General features: G+C 66.1%; 16 protein-coding genes. 7 read left to right on the plus strand and 9 right to left on the minus strand.

Annotated features, from left to right (window positions below):
- Positions 1 to 154 precede the first annotated feature (154 nt).
- Positions 155 to 598, plus strand: a complete 444-nt coding sequence (locus tag DOL89_RS07600) for a MucR family transcriptional regulator (RefSeq protein WP_119678593.1) — start codon at positions 155 to 157, stop codon at positions 596 to 598.
- Positions 599 to 678: 80 nt separating this feature from the next.
- Here DOL89_RS07600 and DOL89_RS07605 read toward each other — a convergent pair whose 3' ends face one another.
- The 5 genes from DOL89_RS07605 to DOL89_RS07625 form a co-directional block, all read right to left on the minus strand.
- The gene (locus DOL89_RS07605; protein WP_119678594.1) at positions 679 to 870 is read right to left on the minus strand and encodes a DUF6898 family protein; all 192 of its coding nucleotides are present in this window, start codon (positions 868 to 870) and stop codon (positions 679 to 681) included.
- 22 nt (positions 871 to 892) lie between these two features.
- The gene (locus DOL89_RS07610) at positions 893 to 1,363 is read right to left on the minus strand and encodes a MarR family winged helix-turn-helix transcriptional regulator (RefSeq protein WP_119678595.1); all 471 of its coding nucleotides are present in this window, start codon (positions 1,361 to 1,363) and stop codon (positions 893 to 895) included.
- Between the two features lie 95 nt (positions 1,364 to 1,458).
- Positions 1,459 to 2,346 carry a 3-hydroxyisobutyrate dehydrogenase gene (gene mmsB / locus DOL89_RS07615; protein WP_119678596.1) on the minus strand — a complete coding sequence of 296 codons (888 nt, stop codon included), beginning with the start codon at positions 2,344 to 2,346 and terminating at the stop codon, positions 1,459 to 1,461.
- A 45-nt stretch (positions 2,347 to 2,391) separates the two neighbouring features.
- Positions 2,392 to 3,474, minus strand: a complete 1,083-nt coding sequence (locus DOL89_RS07620) for an enoyl-CoA hydratase/isomerase family protein (RefSeq protein ID WP_263973578.1) — start codon at positions 3,472 to 3,474, stop codon at positions 2,392 to 2,394.
- 81 nt (positions 3,475 to 3,555) lie between these two features.
- Positions 3,556 to 4,698 (minus strand): isobutyryl-CoA dehydrogenase, encoded by a 1,143-nt coding sequence (locus DOL89_RS07625; protein WP_119678598.1) that lies wholly within the window; start codon positions 4,696 to 4,698, stop codon positions 3,556 to 3,558.
- A gap of 171 nt (positions 4,699 to 4,869) precedes the next feature.
- On the opposite strand from DOL89_RS07625, the gene DOL89_RS07630 reads away from it, so the two are divergent.
- A complete protein-coding gene (locus DOL89_RS07630) occupies positions 4,870 to 5,817 on the plus strand; it encodes a diacylglycerol/lipid kinase family protein (protein ID WP_119678599.1) in 948 nt (315 codons plus the stop codon).
- Positions 5,818 to 5,873: 56 nt separating this feature from the next.
- Positions 5,874 to 6,884, plus strand: a complete 1,011-nt coding sequence (gene hemB, locus DOL89_RS07635; protein ID WP_119678600.1) for a porphobilinogen synthase — start codon at positions 5,874 to 5,876, stop codon at positions 6,882 to 6,884.
- A gap of 51 nt (positions 6,885 to 6,935) precedes the next feature.
- Here the strand turns inward: hemB and DOL89_RS07640 are convergent, their stop codons facing one another.
- From DOL89_RS07640 to DOL89_RS07650, 3 genes are all read right to left on the minus strand, one after another.
- Positions 6,936 to 7,910 (minus strand): YheT family hydrolase, encoded by a 975-nt coding sequence (locus tag DOL89_RS07640; protein WP_119678601.1) that lies wholly within the window; start codon positions 7,908 to 7,910, stop codon positions 6,936 to 6,938.
- Between the two features lie 10 nt (positions 7,911 to 7,920).
- Positions 7,921 to 8,772 carry an alpha/beta fold hydrolase gene (locus DOL89_RS07645; protein ID WP_119678602.1) on the minus strand — a complete coding sequence of 284 codons (852 nt, stop codon included), beginning with the start codon at positions 8,770 to 8,772 and terminating at the stop codon, positions 7,921 to 7,923.
- Positions 8,773 to 8,841: 69 nt separating this feature from the next.
- Complete coding sequence (locus DOL89_RS07650) at positions 8,842 to 10,050, minus strand: type III PLP-dependent enzyme (RefSeq protein ID WP_119678603.1); 1,209 nt, start codon at positions 10,048 to 10,050, stop codon at positions 8,842 to 8,844.
- Positions 10,051 to 10,330: 280 nt separating this feature from the next.
- Here DOL89_RS07650 and DOL89_RS07655 point away from each other — a divergent pair, with 280 nt between their 5' ends.
- Positions 10,331 to 11,824 carry an aldehyde dehydrogenase family protein gene (locus DOL89_RS07655; RefSeq protein WP_119678604.1) on the plus strand — a complete coding sequence of 498 codons (1,494 nt, stop codon included), beginning with the start codon at positions 10,331 to 10,333 and terminating at the stop codon, positions 11,822 to 11,824.
- A gap of 39 nt (positions 11,825 to 11,863) precedes the next feature.
- Here the strand turns inward: DOL89_RS07655 and DOL89_RS07660 are convergent, their stop codons facing one another.
- Complete coding sequence (locus tag DOL89_RS07660) at positions 11,864 to 12,346, minus strand: flavin reductase family protein (protein ID WP_119678605.1); 483 nt, start codon at positions 12,344 to 12,346, stop codon at positions 11,864 to 11,866.
- Between the two features lie 225 nt (positions 12,347 to 12,571).
- Between DOL89_RS07660 and DOL89_RS07665 the strand changes: the two genes are divergently transcribed.
- From DOL89_RS07665 to DOL89_RS07675, 3 genes are all read left to right on the plus strand, one after another.
- Positions 12,572 to 13,603: a flagellar motor protein MotB gene (locus tag DOL89_RS07665; protein ID WP_119678606.1), complete on the plus strand. Its 1,032-nt coding sequence runs from the start codon at positions 12,572 to 12,574 to the stop codon at positions 13,601 to 13,603.
- Positions 13,604 to 13,786: 183 nt separating this feature from the next.
- Positions 13,787 to 15,358: a circularly permuted type 2 ATP-grasp protein gene (locus DOL89_RS07670; protein ID WP_119678607.1), complete on the plus strand. Its 1,572-nt coding sequence runs from the start codon at positions 13,787 to 13,789 to the stop codon at positions 15,356 to 15,358.
- A 3-nt stretch (positions 15,359 to 15,361) separates the two neighbouring features.
- Positions 15,362 to 16,354, plus strand: coding sequence for an alpha-E domain-containing protein (locus DOL89_RS07675; protein WP_119678608.1), 993 nt, complete (start codon positions 15,362 to 15,364; stop codon positions 16,352 to 16,354).
- The last annotated feature ends 16 nt before the right edge of the window (positions 16,355 to 16,370 follow it).

Here is a 16,370-nt window from a genome sequence, read left to right on the forward strand (position 1 = left end):
AAGCCATGCGAATTCCGCCTTTTCCAGATCAACGACTTGCCGCTACAAGTGCGCCGAAGTAACACTATGGATAGCTTGAAGATTTTTGATTGACACTCAAGTCCTACTATGCGAAGCGATTTCGACCTTCACATTTACTCTCAGGGCATTGGCAATGACGGACCAGAACGGGAATGATCTCCAGACCGGTGAGCTTCTGCGCATGACGGCGGAGATTGTCTCCGCCTATGTCGGAAAGAATGTGCTGCCCACGCAGCAGATACCGGAAGTCATCAATACCGTGTATACATCGCTTACCGGTCTGCAGGGCGGCGCGCGCGAGCCGCAGGCGGAGCCGCCGCGGCCGGCCGTTGCGATCAAGAAGTCGGTGACTCCGGAATACATCGTCTGTCTTGAGGACGGTAAGAAGCTGAAGATGCTGAAGCGTCATCTTCGCTCCACCTACAACATGACGCCGGACGAATACCGGGCCAAGTGGGGCCTGCCGCCGGACTATCCGATGGTCGCCCCGAACTATGCCGCCCAGCGTTCGGAGTTCGCGAAGAAGATCGGCCTCGGCCGCACCTCCCCCCGGCAGACGCGCCGCCGCGCTTCCTGACGCAGCGAACTGCCGGAACGAAGAAAGGCCGCACCTCCAGGTGCGGCCTTTTTCATTGGTCGGGGAAGCCGGCTTCGCGGTCAGCCGGCCCTCTTCCCCAAAACGTAGTTCAGCTTCGCGATGGCGGTGCGGGTCAGCGTAGCCCGACCCGCACTGCTCGGCCCCTGGATGACCACTTCCGTGTTGGTCGCCGGATCAATGGCGCTGACGCGCGTGATCGTTCCTACGGTACGGAACTCCAGAAGCGCGCTTCCATCCCGCACCTGCGCCATGCCCGCCTCTCCCGAACGGCTCTCAAGCCGCCGTGATGGAGAAGTTCGTATAGTCCAGGGCCGAGGTCCAGAAGCGCTCGAGCTTCCGCATGGTCTCGTTCGCCTTGGTCAGCTCCTCCGTCGAGAGGCCGGACTTGTCGAGAGCGGCGATCTGGCGCTCGAACAGGGCGCTGACCTTGTCGCGCAGGGCCAGCCCCTTTTCGGACAGGCGCACACGCACCGACCGACGGTCGTGCGGCGAGCGCTCCTGCGTCAGATAGCCGTTCTCGTACATCTTCTTGACGTTGTAGGAGACGTTGGAACCCAGATAGTACCCCCGGGCGGTCAGCTCCCCGACAGTCAGCTCATCGTCGCCGATGTTGTAGAGGATCAAGCTCTGGACGTTATTGATGTCCTGGACGCCTAGTCGGTCTAGTTCAACTTTAAGCACCTCAAGGAAGTGTCGGTGCAACCGCTCGATGAGCAGAATGCTGTCGTAATAGGGCTGGCGCAAGTCTGTACTCCCTTGCTCCTTAACTGCCGGGACAGCACACAAGTGCGGCCCCGGCCAGTGGCTCAGGTTATCTCGGATGGCGAGAGACTAGCGCATCAAACGCCGCTAAGCATCTTGATTATTCCAGAGAAATCCAGGTTGCCCCGGCCCGAGGCGGAAAAGAGCTGGTAAAGGGCGGCAGCGTTGGCTCCCAGCGGGGTCGCGGCCTTGGAGCCGGCGGCCGCCTGCTGCGCCAGCTTCAGATCCTTCAGCATCATGTCTACGGTAAATCCGGGCTGATAGTCCCGGTTCGCCGGCGAGGTCGGCACCGGTCCCGGCACCGGGCAATAGGTCGTCAGCGACCAGCACTGGCCGGAGGAGGTGGAGCTGATGTCGAACAGCTTCTGCCGGTCCAGGCCCAGCTTGTCTGCCAGCGTGAAGGCCTCGCAGACGGCGATCATGCTGATCCCGAGAATCATGTTGTTGCAGATCTTGGCCGCCTGTCCGGTGCCCGGCCCGCCGGCATGGACGATGTTCTTGCCCATCGTCTCCAGGATCGGCTTCGCCCGTCCGAACGCCGCGTCGGACCCGCCCACCATGAAGGTCAGCGTGCCGGCCGCAGCGCCGCCGGTGCCGCCGGAGACCGGGGCGTCCACCATCTCGAAGCCCTTTTCTTCCGCAGCTGCGGCCACCGCGCGGGCGCTGTCCACGTCAATGGTGGAGCTGTCGATGAAAAGGGCGCCGGATTTGGCCCGCTCCATGACCCCGCCGGTCCCCATATAGACCTCGCGCACATGCGGGCCGGCGGGCAGCATGGTCACGACGGCATCGGCGTCAGCGGCAGCCTCACCGGCGCTGGCCGCGCGCCGGCCGCCGGCCTGTTCCAGCCCGGCCATGTTGGCCTCGGCCACGTCGAAGCCGACGACCGTGTGCCCGGCCTTGACCAGGTTCTTCGCCATGGGCAGGCCCATATTGCCCAACCCGATGAATGCAATCGTGCCCATGCTTTCCTCCCGAATCGTCTTGTATGTTGTTTGACCGCGCCGGCCTCAATCCTCGAAGGTCAGCTCGTCGTCGCCGAGTTCGGCGAAGTGCCGGTCCACGTCAGCCTCGCTGACACCCTCCAGGCTGGCCGGGCTCCATTTCGGTGACCGGTCCTTGTCTATCACGGCGGCGCGGATGCCCTCATAGACGTCGTGGTCGTTCAGTAGAGCGCGGGTGATGCGGAATTCCAGCCGCATGGCATCATCGAAGGACAGCTCCACGCCCTTGTGCAACTGAGCCAGCGTGACCTTCAGGCTGGTCGGCGACAGGCCGCGCATGCTCTTGATCGCGGCAGCGGCGAACTCGCTTCCGTCCGCCTCCAGATCGGCAAGCACCTCCTCCACCCGCTCATGCTGGAACGCGCGGTCGATCAGTTCCCGGTGCTGAGCCAGGATGGGCGGGTCGACCTTGATCTCGTGCCCGGCCGTGATGTCGTCGGCCAGCTTGTAGGGGTCCGCGTCGGTGGACCAGGCGGCCTTGGCGAAATCCTCGACCAGGGCGTCCAGCTTGTCGCTGGGCACATGGCCGGTGCCAATGCCGAGATAGTGCAGGTCGCCGGCCTGCAGGCGGGCGCCGGTCAGGCCGATGTAGCGGCCGGTGTAGCCGGGCATGCGGGGCAGGAAATAAGTAGCGCCCACGTCCGGGAACAGGCCGATTCCCGCCTCCGGCATGGCGAACAGGGTCCGCTCCGTCGTGACCCGGTGCGACCCGTGGACCGAGACGCCGACGCCCCCGCCCATGGTGATGCCGTCGATCAGCGCGATATAGGGCTTGGGGAAGACCTTGATCTGGCGGTTCAGCCGGTATTCCTCACGGAAGAAGTTGCGGGCGATGCGACCCTCGCCACGCCCTTCCCGCATGTCCTTCCCATCCTCCCAGATGGCGCGGATGTCGCCGCCGGAGCAGAAGGCCCGGTCGCCGGCCCCGCGGATCACCACGGCGCTTACCGCAGAGTTGCCGGCCCACTCCCTTAACTGCCGGCCGATCTCCAGGATCATCTCCAGGGTCAGCGCGTTCAGGGCCTTCGGCCGGTTCAGGGTGATCAGCCCGATCGGGCCCTTCACCTCAAAGATCACGTCCTGGGTCACAGATTTCCTCATTATTGGGGATTTTCGAAGGCTGGCGCGGGTGCGGAACCCGCATTCCAACAATCCCGTAGCCTTGTCGGATCACGCCCCGCCCAACAGCTTGCGGGCGATGATGAGGCGCATGACCTGGTTCGTGCCCTCAAGAATCTGATGGGCGCGCAGGTCGCGGACGAAGCGCTCCACCGGATATTCCTTTATGTAGCCGTAGCCGCCATGGAGCTGGAGCGCCTCATTCGCCACCTTGAAGCCGTAGTCGGTGGCGAAGCGCTTGGCCATGGCGCAGTAGGTGGTGGCGTTCGGGTCGCCGGAATCCAGGGCGCTGGCCGCCCGGTGGACCATCAGCCGCGCGGCATCAAGCTCGGTCGCCATGTCGGCGAACATGAATTGCAGTGCCTGGAAGTCGGCCAGCTTGCTGCCGAACTGCTGCCGGCTGTTCATATAGTCCCGCGCCTGATCCAGGCAGGCCCGCGCCCCGCCCAGCGAGCAGGCGGCGATGTTGATGCGCCCGCCATCCAGCCCCTTCATGGCGAACTTGAAGCCGTCGCCTTCCTCGCCCAGCCGGTTCGCCACCGGCACGCGACAATCCTCCAGGATCACCGTGGCCGTGGGCTGGCTGTTCCAGCCCATCTTCTTTTCCTTTTTCCCGAAGGAGAGGCCGGGCGTGCCCTTCTCCACGATGATGGTGGAGATGCCCTTCGGCCCCGGCCCGCCGGTACGGCACATCACGGCATAGAGGTCCGTGGCCCCGGCGCCGGAGATGAAGGCCTTGGACCCATTCAGCACATAATGGTCGCCATCCCTCTCCGCCTTGGTGCGCAGGGAGGCCGCGTCGGACCCGCTGCCCGGCTCGGTCAGACAATAGCTGGCGAGCGTGTCCATGGTGAACATGCCCGGCAGCCAGCGCTCTTTCTGCTCCTCGCTGCCGAAGCTGTCGATCATCCAAGCCACCATGTTGTGGATGGAGATGTAGGCGGCGGTGGAGGGGTCGGCGGCGGAAAGCTCCTCGAACAGGATGGCGGCGTCCAGCCGGGTCAGCCCGGTGCCGCCATGATCCTCCTTGCAGTAGAGACCCGCGAATCCGAGCTTAGCCGCCTCCCGCAGCTTCTCCACCGGGAAGTGCCCCGTTTCGTCCCATTCCGCGGCATGGGGCGCCAAGTGCTCGGCCGCGAAATTCCGCGCCATGTCCTGGAATGCACGCTGGTCGTCGGAGAGGGTGAAGTCCATGGTTCTCCCGGCCTGTTCTTATGATTGTTTCATTGGAAACGGGATCATAGCCGCGCCCCCTTCCCTGTCAATCAAAGCACCCAGGCGCGTCGGGGGTGCTACCATTCCGGAACCCGTTCCACCCTGCCGCCGTTCCTTGTGTGGTCACATGAAGGGGATCGGCGGGCAGCCATGAAACTCAGTGTCGTGCTGAACAGTTCCGCCGGATCGCTGCTCGACCGCCCCCCCGAGGAGGCGGTGCGGGAGGTGGAGGAGGCGTTCGAAGCGGCCGGCCACCGCGTCGTCTGCACCGCCGTGCCGGCCCATGACATTCAGAAGGCGCTGGAGCAGGCGCGCGACGGGGATGCCGATGTCGTGGTTGTTGGCGGCGGGGACGGCACCATCGCCAGCGCCGCCCATATCCTGACCGGCAGCGGCAAGGCGCTGGGCGTGCTGCCGCTGGGCACCATGAACCTGCTGGCCCGCGATCTCGGTATTCCGTTCGACATCAAGGAAGCCGCAAGGGCCCTGGCCGCCGGCCGGATCGAGCCCATCGACATGGCGGAGATGAACGGCCGCCCCTTCCTCAACAACTCCGCCCTCGGCCTTTATCCCCGGATGGTGCGCGAGCGGGAGAGGGAGCGGAAGCGCCACGGCCTCAGCAAATGGCCAGCCATGACGCTGGCTTTCATCCATACCCTGCTCGATTACCAGCGGTTCGAGGTCACACTCGTCCTCGATGATGGGCCGCGCCGCCTGGTCACGCCTTTCCTGGCGATTGCCAACAACCAGTATGACGAGGGTCTTGGCCCCATCCTGCGCCGCGCCAGCCTGACGGACGGCATTCTTGCCATCTACGCCTCCCGCCACCGCGCTCGCTGGCGGGTGTTGAAGCTGATCGCCCAGATCATGATGGGCAATTGGCGCGGCGATCCGGATCTGGAAGTCTACCGCACGACGGAGGCTACCGTGTTCCGCAACCGCCGGAAAGTGCGCGTCGCGAATGATGGAGAGCTGCTGGAGGTCGAGACCCCGCTGCATTACCGCATCCTGCCGGGCGCGCTGAAGGTGCTCCGCCCGGGTTCCGTGCAGCAGGACGCTGAACCCGCCGAACCGGGACGAGTTGCCGCGCCGACTTGAGCAGGAGCCGGGCCGGGCGTAGCTTCTCGCTATCCTGTCCAATCGGATCACGTTCCATGACGAGCCTGCCCCATCTGAACGCCGCCTTCCCGCGCACCCGCCTGCGCCGCAACCGCACGGACGCCTGGACGCGGGCGCTGGTCCGGGAACACACCCTCACCACCGACGACCTGATCTGGCCGGTCTTCGTAATCGAGGGCGAAAACCGGCGGGAGCCCATCGCCAGCATGCCGGGGGTGGAGCGCCGGACCATCGACCTGATGGTGGAGGCGGCGGCGGCGGCGCGTGATCTCGGCGTCCGCTGGCTGGCCCTGTTCCCGATCACCCCGCCGGAACTGAAGGACCCGCAGGGCAGCTTTTCCGGCGATCCCGACAATCTGATGTGCCGCACCATCCGCGCGATCAAGGCCCAGGTTCCGGATGTCGGCCTGCTCTGCGATGTCGCCCTCGACCCCTACACCAGCCATGGTCATGACGGCATTGTGAAGGACGGCCGCGTCCTGAACGACGAGACGGTGGAGGTGCTGGTCCGCCAGTCCGTCGTGATGGCGGAAGCCGGCTGCGACATCATCGCCCCGTCCGACATGATGGATGGCCGCATCGGCGCCATCCGCGACGGGCTGGACGCCTCCGGCCACGACATGGTCCGGATCTGCTCCTACGCCGCCAAGTACGCCAGCGGCTTCTACGGCCCCTTCCGCGATGCCGTGCAGACCGGCGGCCTGCTGAAGGGCGACAAGAAGACCTACCAGATGGACCCCGGCAATGCGGAGGAGGCCCTGCGCGAGGTCGCCCTGGACATCCAGGAGGGGGCCGACATGGTGATGGTGAAGCCGGGGCTGCCCTATCTGGACGTCATCCGCCGGGTGAAGGACGCCTTCCAGCTTCCCACCTTCGCCTACCATGTCAGCGGAGAGTACGCGATGCTGCGCGCCGCCTCGGCCAATGGCTGGCTGGATTATGAGAAGTGCCTGCTGGAGACGCTGCTGGGCTTCAAGCGCGCCGGCACCGACGCCATTCTGACCTATGGCGCCCTGGACGCCGCGCGCTTGCTGAAGCAGGGCTGACGGATCGGGCGGAACGGGCATTTCGAAGCCCCGTTCCGCCCGGCGCCCCTTTCACGCCGCGTGCCGCAGCAGGAACTGCGCCAGGCAGCGGTCGTGCCAGATCCCGTCCACGCCATGGAACCCCACATGCCCGCCCCTCGCCGGCAGCAATGGGGTGAGCGCCGGATTGCCGGCCCAGTCGAACGCGGTGTATGCGCTGCCCGGAATCCAGGGATCGTCCAGCGCATGGATCACCAGGGTGGGCACCTGGATCGCCGGCAGGAACTGGAGGGCGGAATTGATCCGGTAATACTCCTCCGCCCCGGACCAGCCGTTCCAGCGCGCCACCACCCGGTCGTCGAACTCCCACACCGACCGGACCTCCCGCACCGCCTGTGCCAGCTCGTCCGGAAGGTCCGGGCCGAGGGCCAGCGTCTCCCTCTTCATGCTGCCCAGCAGCCGGCGATGATAGAAGGCGTTCCGCTTCAGCAGGAAGCAGCGGCTCGACCCCGATAGGTCGATGGGGGCGGAGATGCCGGCCCCGGCCCGCACCGGCACCGGAAACTCCCCCTCGCCCAGCAGCTTCAGCACGGCATTGCCGCCCAGGCTGTAGCCGATTAGGGCAACTCCGTTTTCCAACTCCGCCTGCGGCAGCCCGCCCAGCACCTTGCGCAAATCGCCCGTCCGGCCGGCATGGTAGCGCTGCCTGCAAGTGGCCGAGCTGGGGCCGGCGCCCCGCAGGTTCAGGCGCAGGACCGGAAACCCCTCGTCCAGCAGCGCCCGCGCCGTGGCGCGCACATAGAAGCTGTCCTCGCACCCGGTCAGCCCATGCACCAGCACCACCAGAGCCCTCCCTTCCGCCGCCATTTCCCGCCGGGTCAGGGTGCCGGCCAGCACGTCACCGGTCCCGTCCTCCATGGGAAAGCGCAGGCATTCGCCCGGAGGCAGACCGACCCGCGGATGCACCAGCGTGTTGCGCACGGTCTGGAGGTGGGGCCCGATCCAGGGGAACCGCTCCCGGAAAGGCGGAAATCCGAGAGGCGACATGCGGAGCGGGTCAGGCGCCGAGGAAGTCGCGGATCGCGGCGATCTGGGCCGGGTCCATCAGCGCCGGGGCATGCCCTGTCTCCGCGATCTCCACCACCTTCGCCTTCGGCCCCTCCTCCGCCATGCGCCGGGCCGTCTCCGGCTGCAACAGGTCTGAGTCCACGCCCCGGATGGCCAGCACCGGGCAGCGGATCATGGACCAGACCGGCCAGAGGTCCACGTCGCCGATAGGGGCCTGGGCGAAGATGCGGGCGATGCCGGTGTCATAGGCCAGCCCCAACCGGCCGTCCGGAAGCCCCCGCGCGCTGTGCTGCGCCAGATGCGCCCACTGCGCATCCGTCAGCTTGCCGAAGCCGGCATAGGTCGCGCGCAGGTAGGATTCCAGCTTGTTCAGATCCTCGAAGGCATGCTCGACCCCGACATAGTCGGCGATGCGCTGAAGGGCGGCCTTGGGCACGAAGGGGCCGACATCGTTGATGACCATGCGGCTGATCGGGCTGTTCGGCTGGGCGGCCAGCAGCATGCCGATCAGCCCGCCCATGGAGGTGCCGACCCACTCCACCGTTTCCACATCCAGCCGGGCGATCAGCGCCGCCATATCGGACATGTATTGCGGATAGCCGTAATTGTCCGGGTTCACCAGCCGGTCGCTCCGGCCGCGCCCGACCACATCTGGGCAGACCACCCGCGCCTTCAGCGTCTCCGCCAGATCGGCCGCCAGCACGTCGAAATCGCGGCTGTTCCGGGTCAGCCCGTGCACGCAGACGATGGTGCGCGGCCCTGTTCCCCATTCCGTGTAGGCGACGCGGTGGAAGCCAGTGGCGGAGAGGCCCAGGAAGGACCGTTCGGTCATGGTCGGCATGGGGCGGACATCTCCTACAGGATCAGGGCTGCCGGTCTGGATAGCATGCGTCCGCCGCCGCCTGGAAGGCTACTCCGCCGCTGGCACTAACTCGGGCGGGCGCATCTCCAAGGTGGGTAGGAAGGGTCCATCCGCCACCTCGACATAGCGTCCGGCGAAGAAACCGTTGAAGCTGGTGCGGGTCACGGTGGTGTAGGCGCCCGCCTGCCCGATCTCGATATAGTCGCCCTCCCGCACATCCTCGGCCAGCATGTACGGCCCCTCCAACTGGTCATAGCAGTCGCAGGTCGGGCCGAAGAAGCCGAAGGGGGCCAGCCGTGCCGATCCCTGCCCGCCGGGCCGGATCACCCGCATCGGGAAATGGATGCCGGGGAACTTCAAATCGCATAGCGAACCGTAGAGCCCGTCATTGATATAGAGGTGGTTGTCGCGGCGAAGCTCCACCCGCACCACCACGCTGGCCCCGCTGGCCACCATGCCGCGGCCGGGCTCGCACCAGAGGCGGCAGTCGGAGGGACGCCTGATCTCCGCCAGCCCGCGCTGGATCGCGTCCATGAAGTCGGACAGGGGCGGCGCCTGCGGCCCGACATAATCGGTCGGGAATCCGCCGCCGACATCGATCACCGCCGGCTCCACCCCGGCCAGATCCAGGGCGCGCCCGACGAGGCCAAGTGCCGCCACATAGCTCTGCGGGGTCATGCACTGGCTGCCGACATGGAAGCACATGCCGGCGCGCAGGCCCCGGCTGGCGGCCATGCGCAGCAGTTCCGCCCCCTGCTCCACCGTGCAGCCGAACTTGCCGCCGAGGTCGTAGACCGCCGCCCCGCGCGCGGTGGCGAGGCGCACCATGATGACCACGTCCCGCGCCCGGCCGGTACAGTCGCTGATCTTCTCTAGCTCGTCCGGGTGGTCCACGACGAAGTGGCGGATGCCGTGCTGCTCATAGGCCGCCCGGATCGCCTCGCGGCTTTTGACCGGATGCATGAAATAGCAGCCGGCCTCCGGAAACTGCCGCCGCACATCCGTGATCTCCGGCAGGGAGGCCGTATCGAAATGCCGGATGCCGCCGGCCCAGAGCGCGTCCATCACATGCGGCTCCGGATTGCACTTCACGGCGTACAGCACCTCGCCGGGGAAGCTCTGCACGAACTGCCGGGCGCGCGCGGTCAGCACATGGGGACGATAGCAATAGACCGGGTCCTCCGGCCGCATCTCCGCAACCATGGCAGCGGCGTCGGCGAATTTCGGCAGCGTCACGGCAGCTCCCCGCTGATTCATTTTACGATCCTGTGACTGCAGTTATGCGGACAGCGCCCGGCCCTGTGAAGATGGCCGGCAAAAAAGAAAGGCGAAACGGCTGCACACAGGCATGAGCCGCGAAATCGAAAGCAGGAGCACTCTGCCGCGCAAGGAACAGACCCGATTCCTGTCCGTCCGGTCAGGTTCCCCGACTCGTCCGGTGGGGTTTGCCGCCCCCCGCCGGTCTGCTACAAGGGCAGCAGCACCGGGCCGCGCCCATGGCGCGACCGCACCAACGAAAACTCGGGAGTAAACGTCGATGTCGAGCACCCTAACCCCGGTTCTGGACCCGTACGCGCTGGCCAAGGAGCTGTCGGGCAAGCACCTGATCGGCGGCAAGCTGGTGCCGGCCGCCTCCGGCAAGACCTTCGACGTGGTGAACCCGGCCAAGGGCGAGGTCGTGGGTCAGGCCGCCTATGGCGAGGCTGCCGACGTTGACGCCGCCGTCCGCGCGGCCGCCGAGGCGCAGAAGGCCTGGAAGATGGTCCCGGCGCGGGAGCGCGGCCGGCTGGTCGCCGAATGCGGCCGCGCGCTGACCGAGCACAAGGAGGAGTTGGCCCGCCTGATCGCGCTGGAGACCGGCAAGGCCCTGCGCACGGAAAGCCGGGTGGAGGCGAACGTGCTTTCGGACGCCTTCACCTTCTTCGGCGGGCTGGGCGGCGAGCTGAAGGGCGAAACGGTGCCCTTCAATCCCAAGATGCTGACCATGACAGTGCGGGAGCCGGTGGGCATTGTCGGCGCCATCATTCCCTGGAACGTGCCCATGATGCTGATGGCGCTGAAGATCGCGCCGGCGCTGGTGGCGGGCAATGGCGTGGTGGTGAAGTCGGCGGAGGAGGCCCCCTTCTGTGTGCTGCGCGCCTGCCAGATCATGGCCCAGGTGCTGCCGCCCGGCATCCTGAACATCCTGTCCGGCTACGGCCCGGAATGCGGCGCGCCGCTGGTCAGCCACCCGAAGGTCGGCAAGATCACCTTCACCGGCTCGGTCGAGACCGGCAAGATCGTCTCCAGGACCGCCGCCGACCGGCTGATCCCCGTGACGCTGGAACTGGGCGGCAAGTCGCCGATGATCGTCATGGGCGATGCCGACCTGGATCAGGCCGTGGCGGGCGCCATTGCCGGCATGCGCTTCACCCGCCAGGGGCAGAGCTGCACGGCGGCCAGCCGCATCTTCGTCCACAGCTCCATCCATGACCAGTTCGTGCAGGCGCTGAAGGCCAAGGTGGACGCCATGGTCATGGGCGACCCGCTGGATGAGAAGACGGACATCGGCACCATCGTCTCTCCCGACCAGTTCAAGAAGGTGAAAGCCTACATCGACCACGGCGTGACGGAGGGCGGCACCGCCCACTCCTGCTCCGCCATGCCGGAGCTGGAGGGCCTGACCAAGGGGCTGTTCGTGCAGCCGGTGATCTTCACCGGCCTGACCAACGCCAGCCGGCTGGCGCGGGAGGAGATTTTCGGGCCCGTCACCTGCGTCATCAAATTCGACGATTATGAGGACGTCATCGCCCAGGCCAACGATACGGAATTCGGTCTGGCCGCCACCATCTGGACCAGGGATCTCCGCACCGCCCTGGACGCCACCCAGCGGCTGGAGGCCGGCTTCGTGCAGGTGAACCAGAACCTGGTGGTGCAGCCGAACCTGTCCTATGGCGGCGTGAAGTCGTCCGGGCTGGGCAAGGAGGCCACGCTCGAGGCCATGCTGGAGCACTTCACCCACAAGAAGACGATCATCATCAACATGGCGTGATCGTCCGGCGGGGGCGGCGGGCCCTTATCCGCCCGCCCCTCAGCCTTCCACCGCGCGGTAGACGCCGCGCAGATAGACCAGCGGCGCTCCGTCCGGCCGGGAGCCCAGGCGCAACACCCGGCCGACCACGATCACGTGGTCGCCGCCGTCATGTACCGCATGCAGCGCGCAATCCATGGCCGCCAGCCCGCCCTGGATCACCGGCGCGCCGGTCTCCCATTTTTCAGTCCGCACCCCCGCCCAGCGCTCCTCCGCCGGCCGGAAGGCGAAGGCGATGGAGACGTCCTGCTGTTCCGCCGAAAGGATGGTCAGGGCAAAGCCGGGACCCGAGGTGAAGGCGGACATGCTCTCCGCCTCCCGGTCCAGGCAGAAAAGCACCAGCGGCGGATCGAGGGAGACGGAGCTGAAGGAATTCACCGTGATGCCGACGGGCTGTCCGCCGGGCGCCACGGTCGTCGCCACGCAGATGCCCGTGGCGAAGCAGCCCATGGCGTCACGGAAGGCGCGCGGATCGATGATCATAGGCTGGTCCTGGACAGTCCGTCGGCAAGGGCATGGTGAACCGCATCCCCTAACGGAGCATTGGCGCGCGCGCAAGCCCGCGGGGACGGCGGACCTCCATCACATAAGCCGGCAGCGAGCCGGCGGAAGGGCCAGGGACGGCCGCCCCTGTTGCAAAGATGCCCTTTGTTCCCACCCCTCCCTTCGGGGTAGAGTTCCCCGGTTTCGCAAAATGCGGGGACGGACATGGCGGGCGGCAGTGGCAATGACCAGGCCCCGATCATCATCAAGAAGATCAAGCGTGGCGAGGAAGGGCACCATGGCGGCGCCTGGAAGGTGGCCTATGCCGACTTCGTAACGGCCATGATGGCGTTCTTCCTGCTGCTCTGGCTGCTGAACGTCACCACCTCAGAACAGAAGATGGGCATCGCCGACTATTTCAGCCCGGCCAGCCCGTCGAAGCAGGAAAGCGGAGCCGGCGGCATTCTGAGCGGCCGCACCATCACCGTGGAAGGATCGAAGGCGAACGCCAGCTCTCCGCCCCAGATCACCCTTCCCACCCCGTCCATTCCCAGTTCCAACGCGCCCGATGACGGGATGGAGGATTTCGAAAGCTCCGCCGACGCGGCTGCAGGGTCCGAGGCCGACGGCCAGGGCCGTTCCCCCTATATAGAGGGCATGGCCGAACTGGACGCCGCCGGCCGGCGGGCCGAGGCGGATCGCAATCGGGATGGCGAACTCAGCCCGGAGGAGGTCCGGGACGCGCTGGCGAAGCTTGAGCAGGAGCGGTTCGATGAGGCTGTCCGGAAGCTTCGCCAAGCCATCCAGGCCGTGCCGGAGATGCAGACGCTGGCGGAAAGCCTGATCATCGACCAGACGCCGGAGGGGCTGCGCATCCAGCTTGTGGACCAGTTCGGCTATTCCATGTTCCCTTCCGGCGGCGCCCAGATGTTCCCACAGACGGCGCAGCTTCTCTCCGCCGTGGCGCAGGCCGTGGCGCGGCTGCCCAATCGCCTGTCCGTCACGGGCCATACGGACGGCCTGCCGTTCCGCCAGGGTGCCGGCTTCTCCAATTGGGAGCTTTCCACCGATCGCGCCAACGCCAGCCGCCGGGCGCTGGAGGCTGCGGGCGTGAGCCCCGACCGTTTCGAGTCCGTAATCGGGCGGGCGGACAAGGAGCATCTGTTTCCGGAGGACCCGAACTCCCCGCGGAACCGCAGGATTTCCATCGTCCTGCTGCGCGAACAGCCAATCGGCGAGGCGGCGAACGGTCCTTGAAGGTACTCCATGCGGAGATTCGCCGTTTCCGGTGGGTACTCCGCAGGAACTGCCTACCGGAGGCTGCGGAGGACCCTAGCCAATTGTTACTGATCTGCTAATGTCGTTTCGCGGCTGCGAAAAACCGGGGCTGCGCCGGATACGCCCACGGCGCCGGGTCCGCGCGGGACGTGCAGATTGGGAATGGCGGGGGCGTCGGGGGCATTCGTGAACGGAACGGGCAATGGTGTGGGCCGCCTGCTTGAGGCCTACGATGCACAAGGCTTCTACGATGAACTTTTCGGCCGCCCCGACCGGCCGGCTCGGCATACAGAGCCGATCCGCAACACGCTCAGCGCCATCGATTACGAGGATCTGAAGCGCCGCGCCAAAGATGCGGAACTGGAGCTCTACAATCTCGGCATCACCTTCCTGGTCTATTCCCAGGCCCAGGCGGTGGACCGCATCCTGCCCTTCGATGTCATCCCCCGCGTCATCTCGGCCGCGGAATGGGCCCATCTCGAGGCCGGCGTGCAGCAACGCGTCGCCACCCTGAACCTGTTCCTGCACGACATCTACCACGACAAGAAGATCATCAAGGACGGCGTCATCCCGGCCGACCTTGTCTTCGGCAACGCCAATTACCGCCCGCAGATGGAGGGGTTGGACGTTCCCTTCGGCACCTACATCCACATCATGGGCGTGGATCTGGTGCGCGACCATGAAGGCACCTTCCGGGTGCTGGAGGATAATGGCCGCGTGCCGTCGGGCGTGTCCTATGTGGTGGAGAACCGCCACATGATGATGCGCGCCTTCCCGGACCTGATGTCCGACATCGGCATCCGCCCGATTGAGAATTACGGCATGAAGCTGCTGGAGGCGATGAGCGAGATCGCTCCGGCCCAGTACCAGGACCCGCAGGTCGTCCTGCTCTCCCCAGGCCCCTACAACTCCGCCTATTTCGAGCACATCTTCCTGGCGCGCGAGATGGGCGTGCCGCTGGTGGAGGGGCGCGATCTGGTCGTCCTGGACGACCGGGTGTGGATGAAGACCACCGGCGGCCTCGCCCCGGTCCATTCGATCTATCGCCGCATCGGCGACGACTTCCTGGACCCGCTGGCCTTCAATCCGGACAGCGCGCTGGGCGTGCCCGGCATCTTCGAGGCCTACCGGAAGGGCAATGTGGCCCTGGCCAACGCCATTGGCACCGGCGTCGCGGACGACAAGGCGGTCTATGCCTATGTGCCGCGCATGATCAAATACTATCTCGATCAGGACCCGATCATCCCGAACGTCGAGACCCATATCTGCCGGGAGCCCGACGCGCTCCAGTTCACGCTCGACAATCTGGACAAGCTGGTGGTGAAGCCGGTGGGCGAGGCTGGCGGCTATGGCATCACCATCGGGCCGCGCGCCAGTGCTGCGGAGCTGGATGCCTGCCGCCGGCAGCTTCTGGCCGATCCCGCCAACTACATCAGCCAGCCCATGGTCCCGCTCTCCGTCTGCCCCACCCTGGTGGATGAGGGGATCGAGCCGCGCCATGTGGACCTTCGCCCATTCGCCATCACCGGCAAGGACACCTGGGTGCTGCCCGGCGGGCTGTCGCGGGTTGCGTTGCGCAAGGGCACGCTGATCGTGAATTCCAGCCAGGGCGGCGGGTCCAAGGACACCTGGGTGCTTGAGAGCGACACGCCGGTGCAGTCGCAATCCCAGGGACAGCAGAGCCAGAGCATGCCCGGCATATCGCAGTCCCAAGCCCAAAGCCAGGAGGGCTGACCCATGGCCGTTCTCCTCGCCCGCTATGCCGAATGCATCTTCTGGCTCGCCCGCTATATGGAGCGGGCGGAGAATCTGGCGCGCATCCTGGATGTGCACGAGACCTTCTCCCGCGACAGCCACGGCTCCAAGAACTGGCTGCCCATCGTCGAGCTGAACGCCGACCGGGAGCGCTTCTTCCAGTGCTACACCAACGCCTCGGCCGAAAATGTGGTGAAGTTCTATGTGCTGGATGCGGAGAACCCGACCAGCATCATCGCCGCCATCCGCGCCGCGCGGGAGAATGCCCGTCAGCTCCGTCCGCTGATCAGTACGGAGATGTGGACCCAGATCAACGTCTTCTACGGCCGCCTGCAGACTTTGACCGTGACGGATATCGCCCGGCACAACCTGCCCAAGCTGTGCAACGGCATCAAGGAGGCCTGTCAGGCCCATATGGGCATCACGGAAGGCACCTTCTTCCGGGATCAGGGCTGGCACTTCTACGTGATGGGCAAGTATCTGGAGCGGGCGGACCAGACCACCCGCCTGCTCGACATCAAGTACCACACGCTTCTGCCCAGCACGGCGGATATCGGCTCGCCCTTCGATATCAGCCAGTGGAACTCGCTGCTACGCTCCGCCGCCGGTTATCATGCGTTCCGTCGGGTCTATCCGCGCGGCATGACCGCATCCGGCGTTGCCGGTTTCCTGCTTTTCAACGACGCGTTCCCCCGTTCAGTTGCCGTCTGCATTCGGGAGGTGGAGCAGGTTCTGGGCCGGCTCACCTCCAAGTACAGGCTGCGCCGCGGCAATCTCGCCTTGGAGCGCCTTGACGAGATCCAGGCCGCCTTGCAGACCCACGCGATCGACGATGTGATCGACAGGGGCCTGCACGAATATCTGGACTGGCTGCAACTCCGCCTCGGCTCCGTGTCGGAGGAGATCAGCCGCGCCTTCTTCGGGATGGAGCAGCCGGTGCCAGCCCTGACGGAGGGCCCCGGCGTGGCGGAGTAGCGGCGGACGGCGGTGA

Origin of the sequence: Indioceanicola profundi (assembly GCF_003568845.1) — a bacterium.
GTDB lineage: Bacteria > Pseudomonadota > Alphaproteobacteria > Azospirillales > Azospirillaceae > Indioceanicola > Indioceanicola profundi.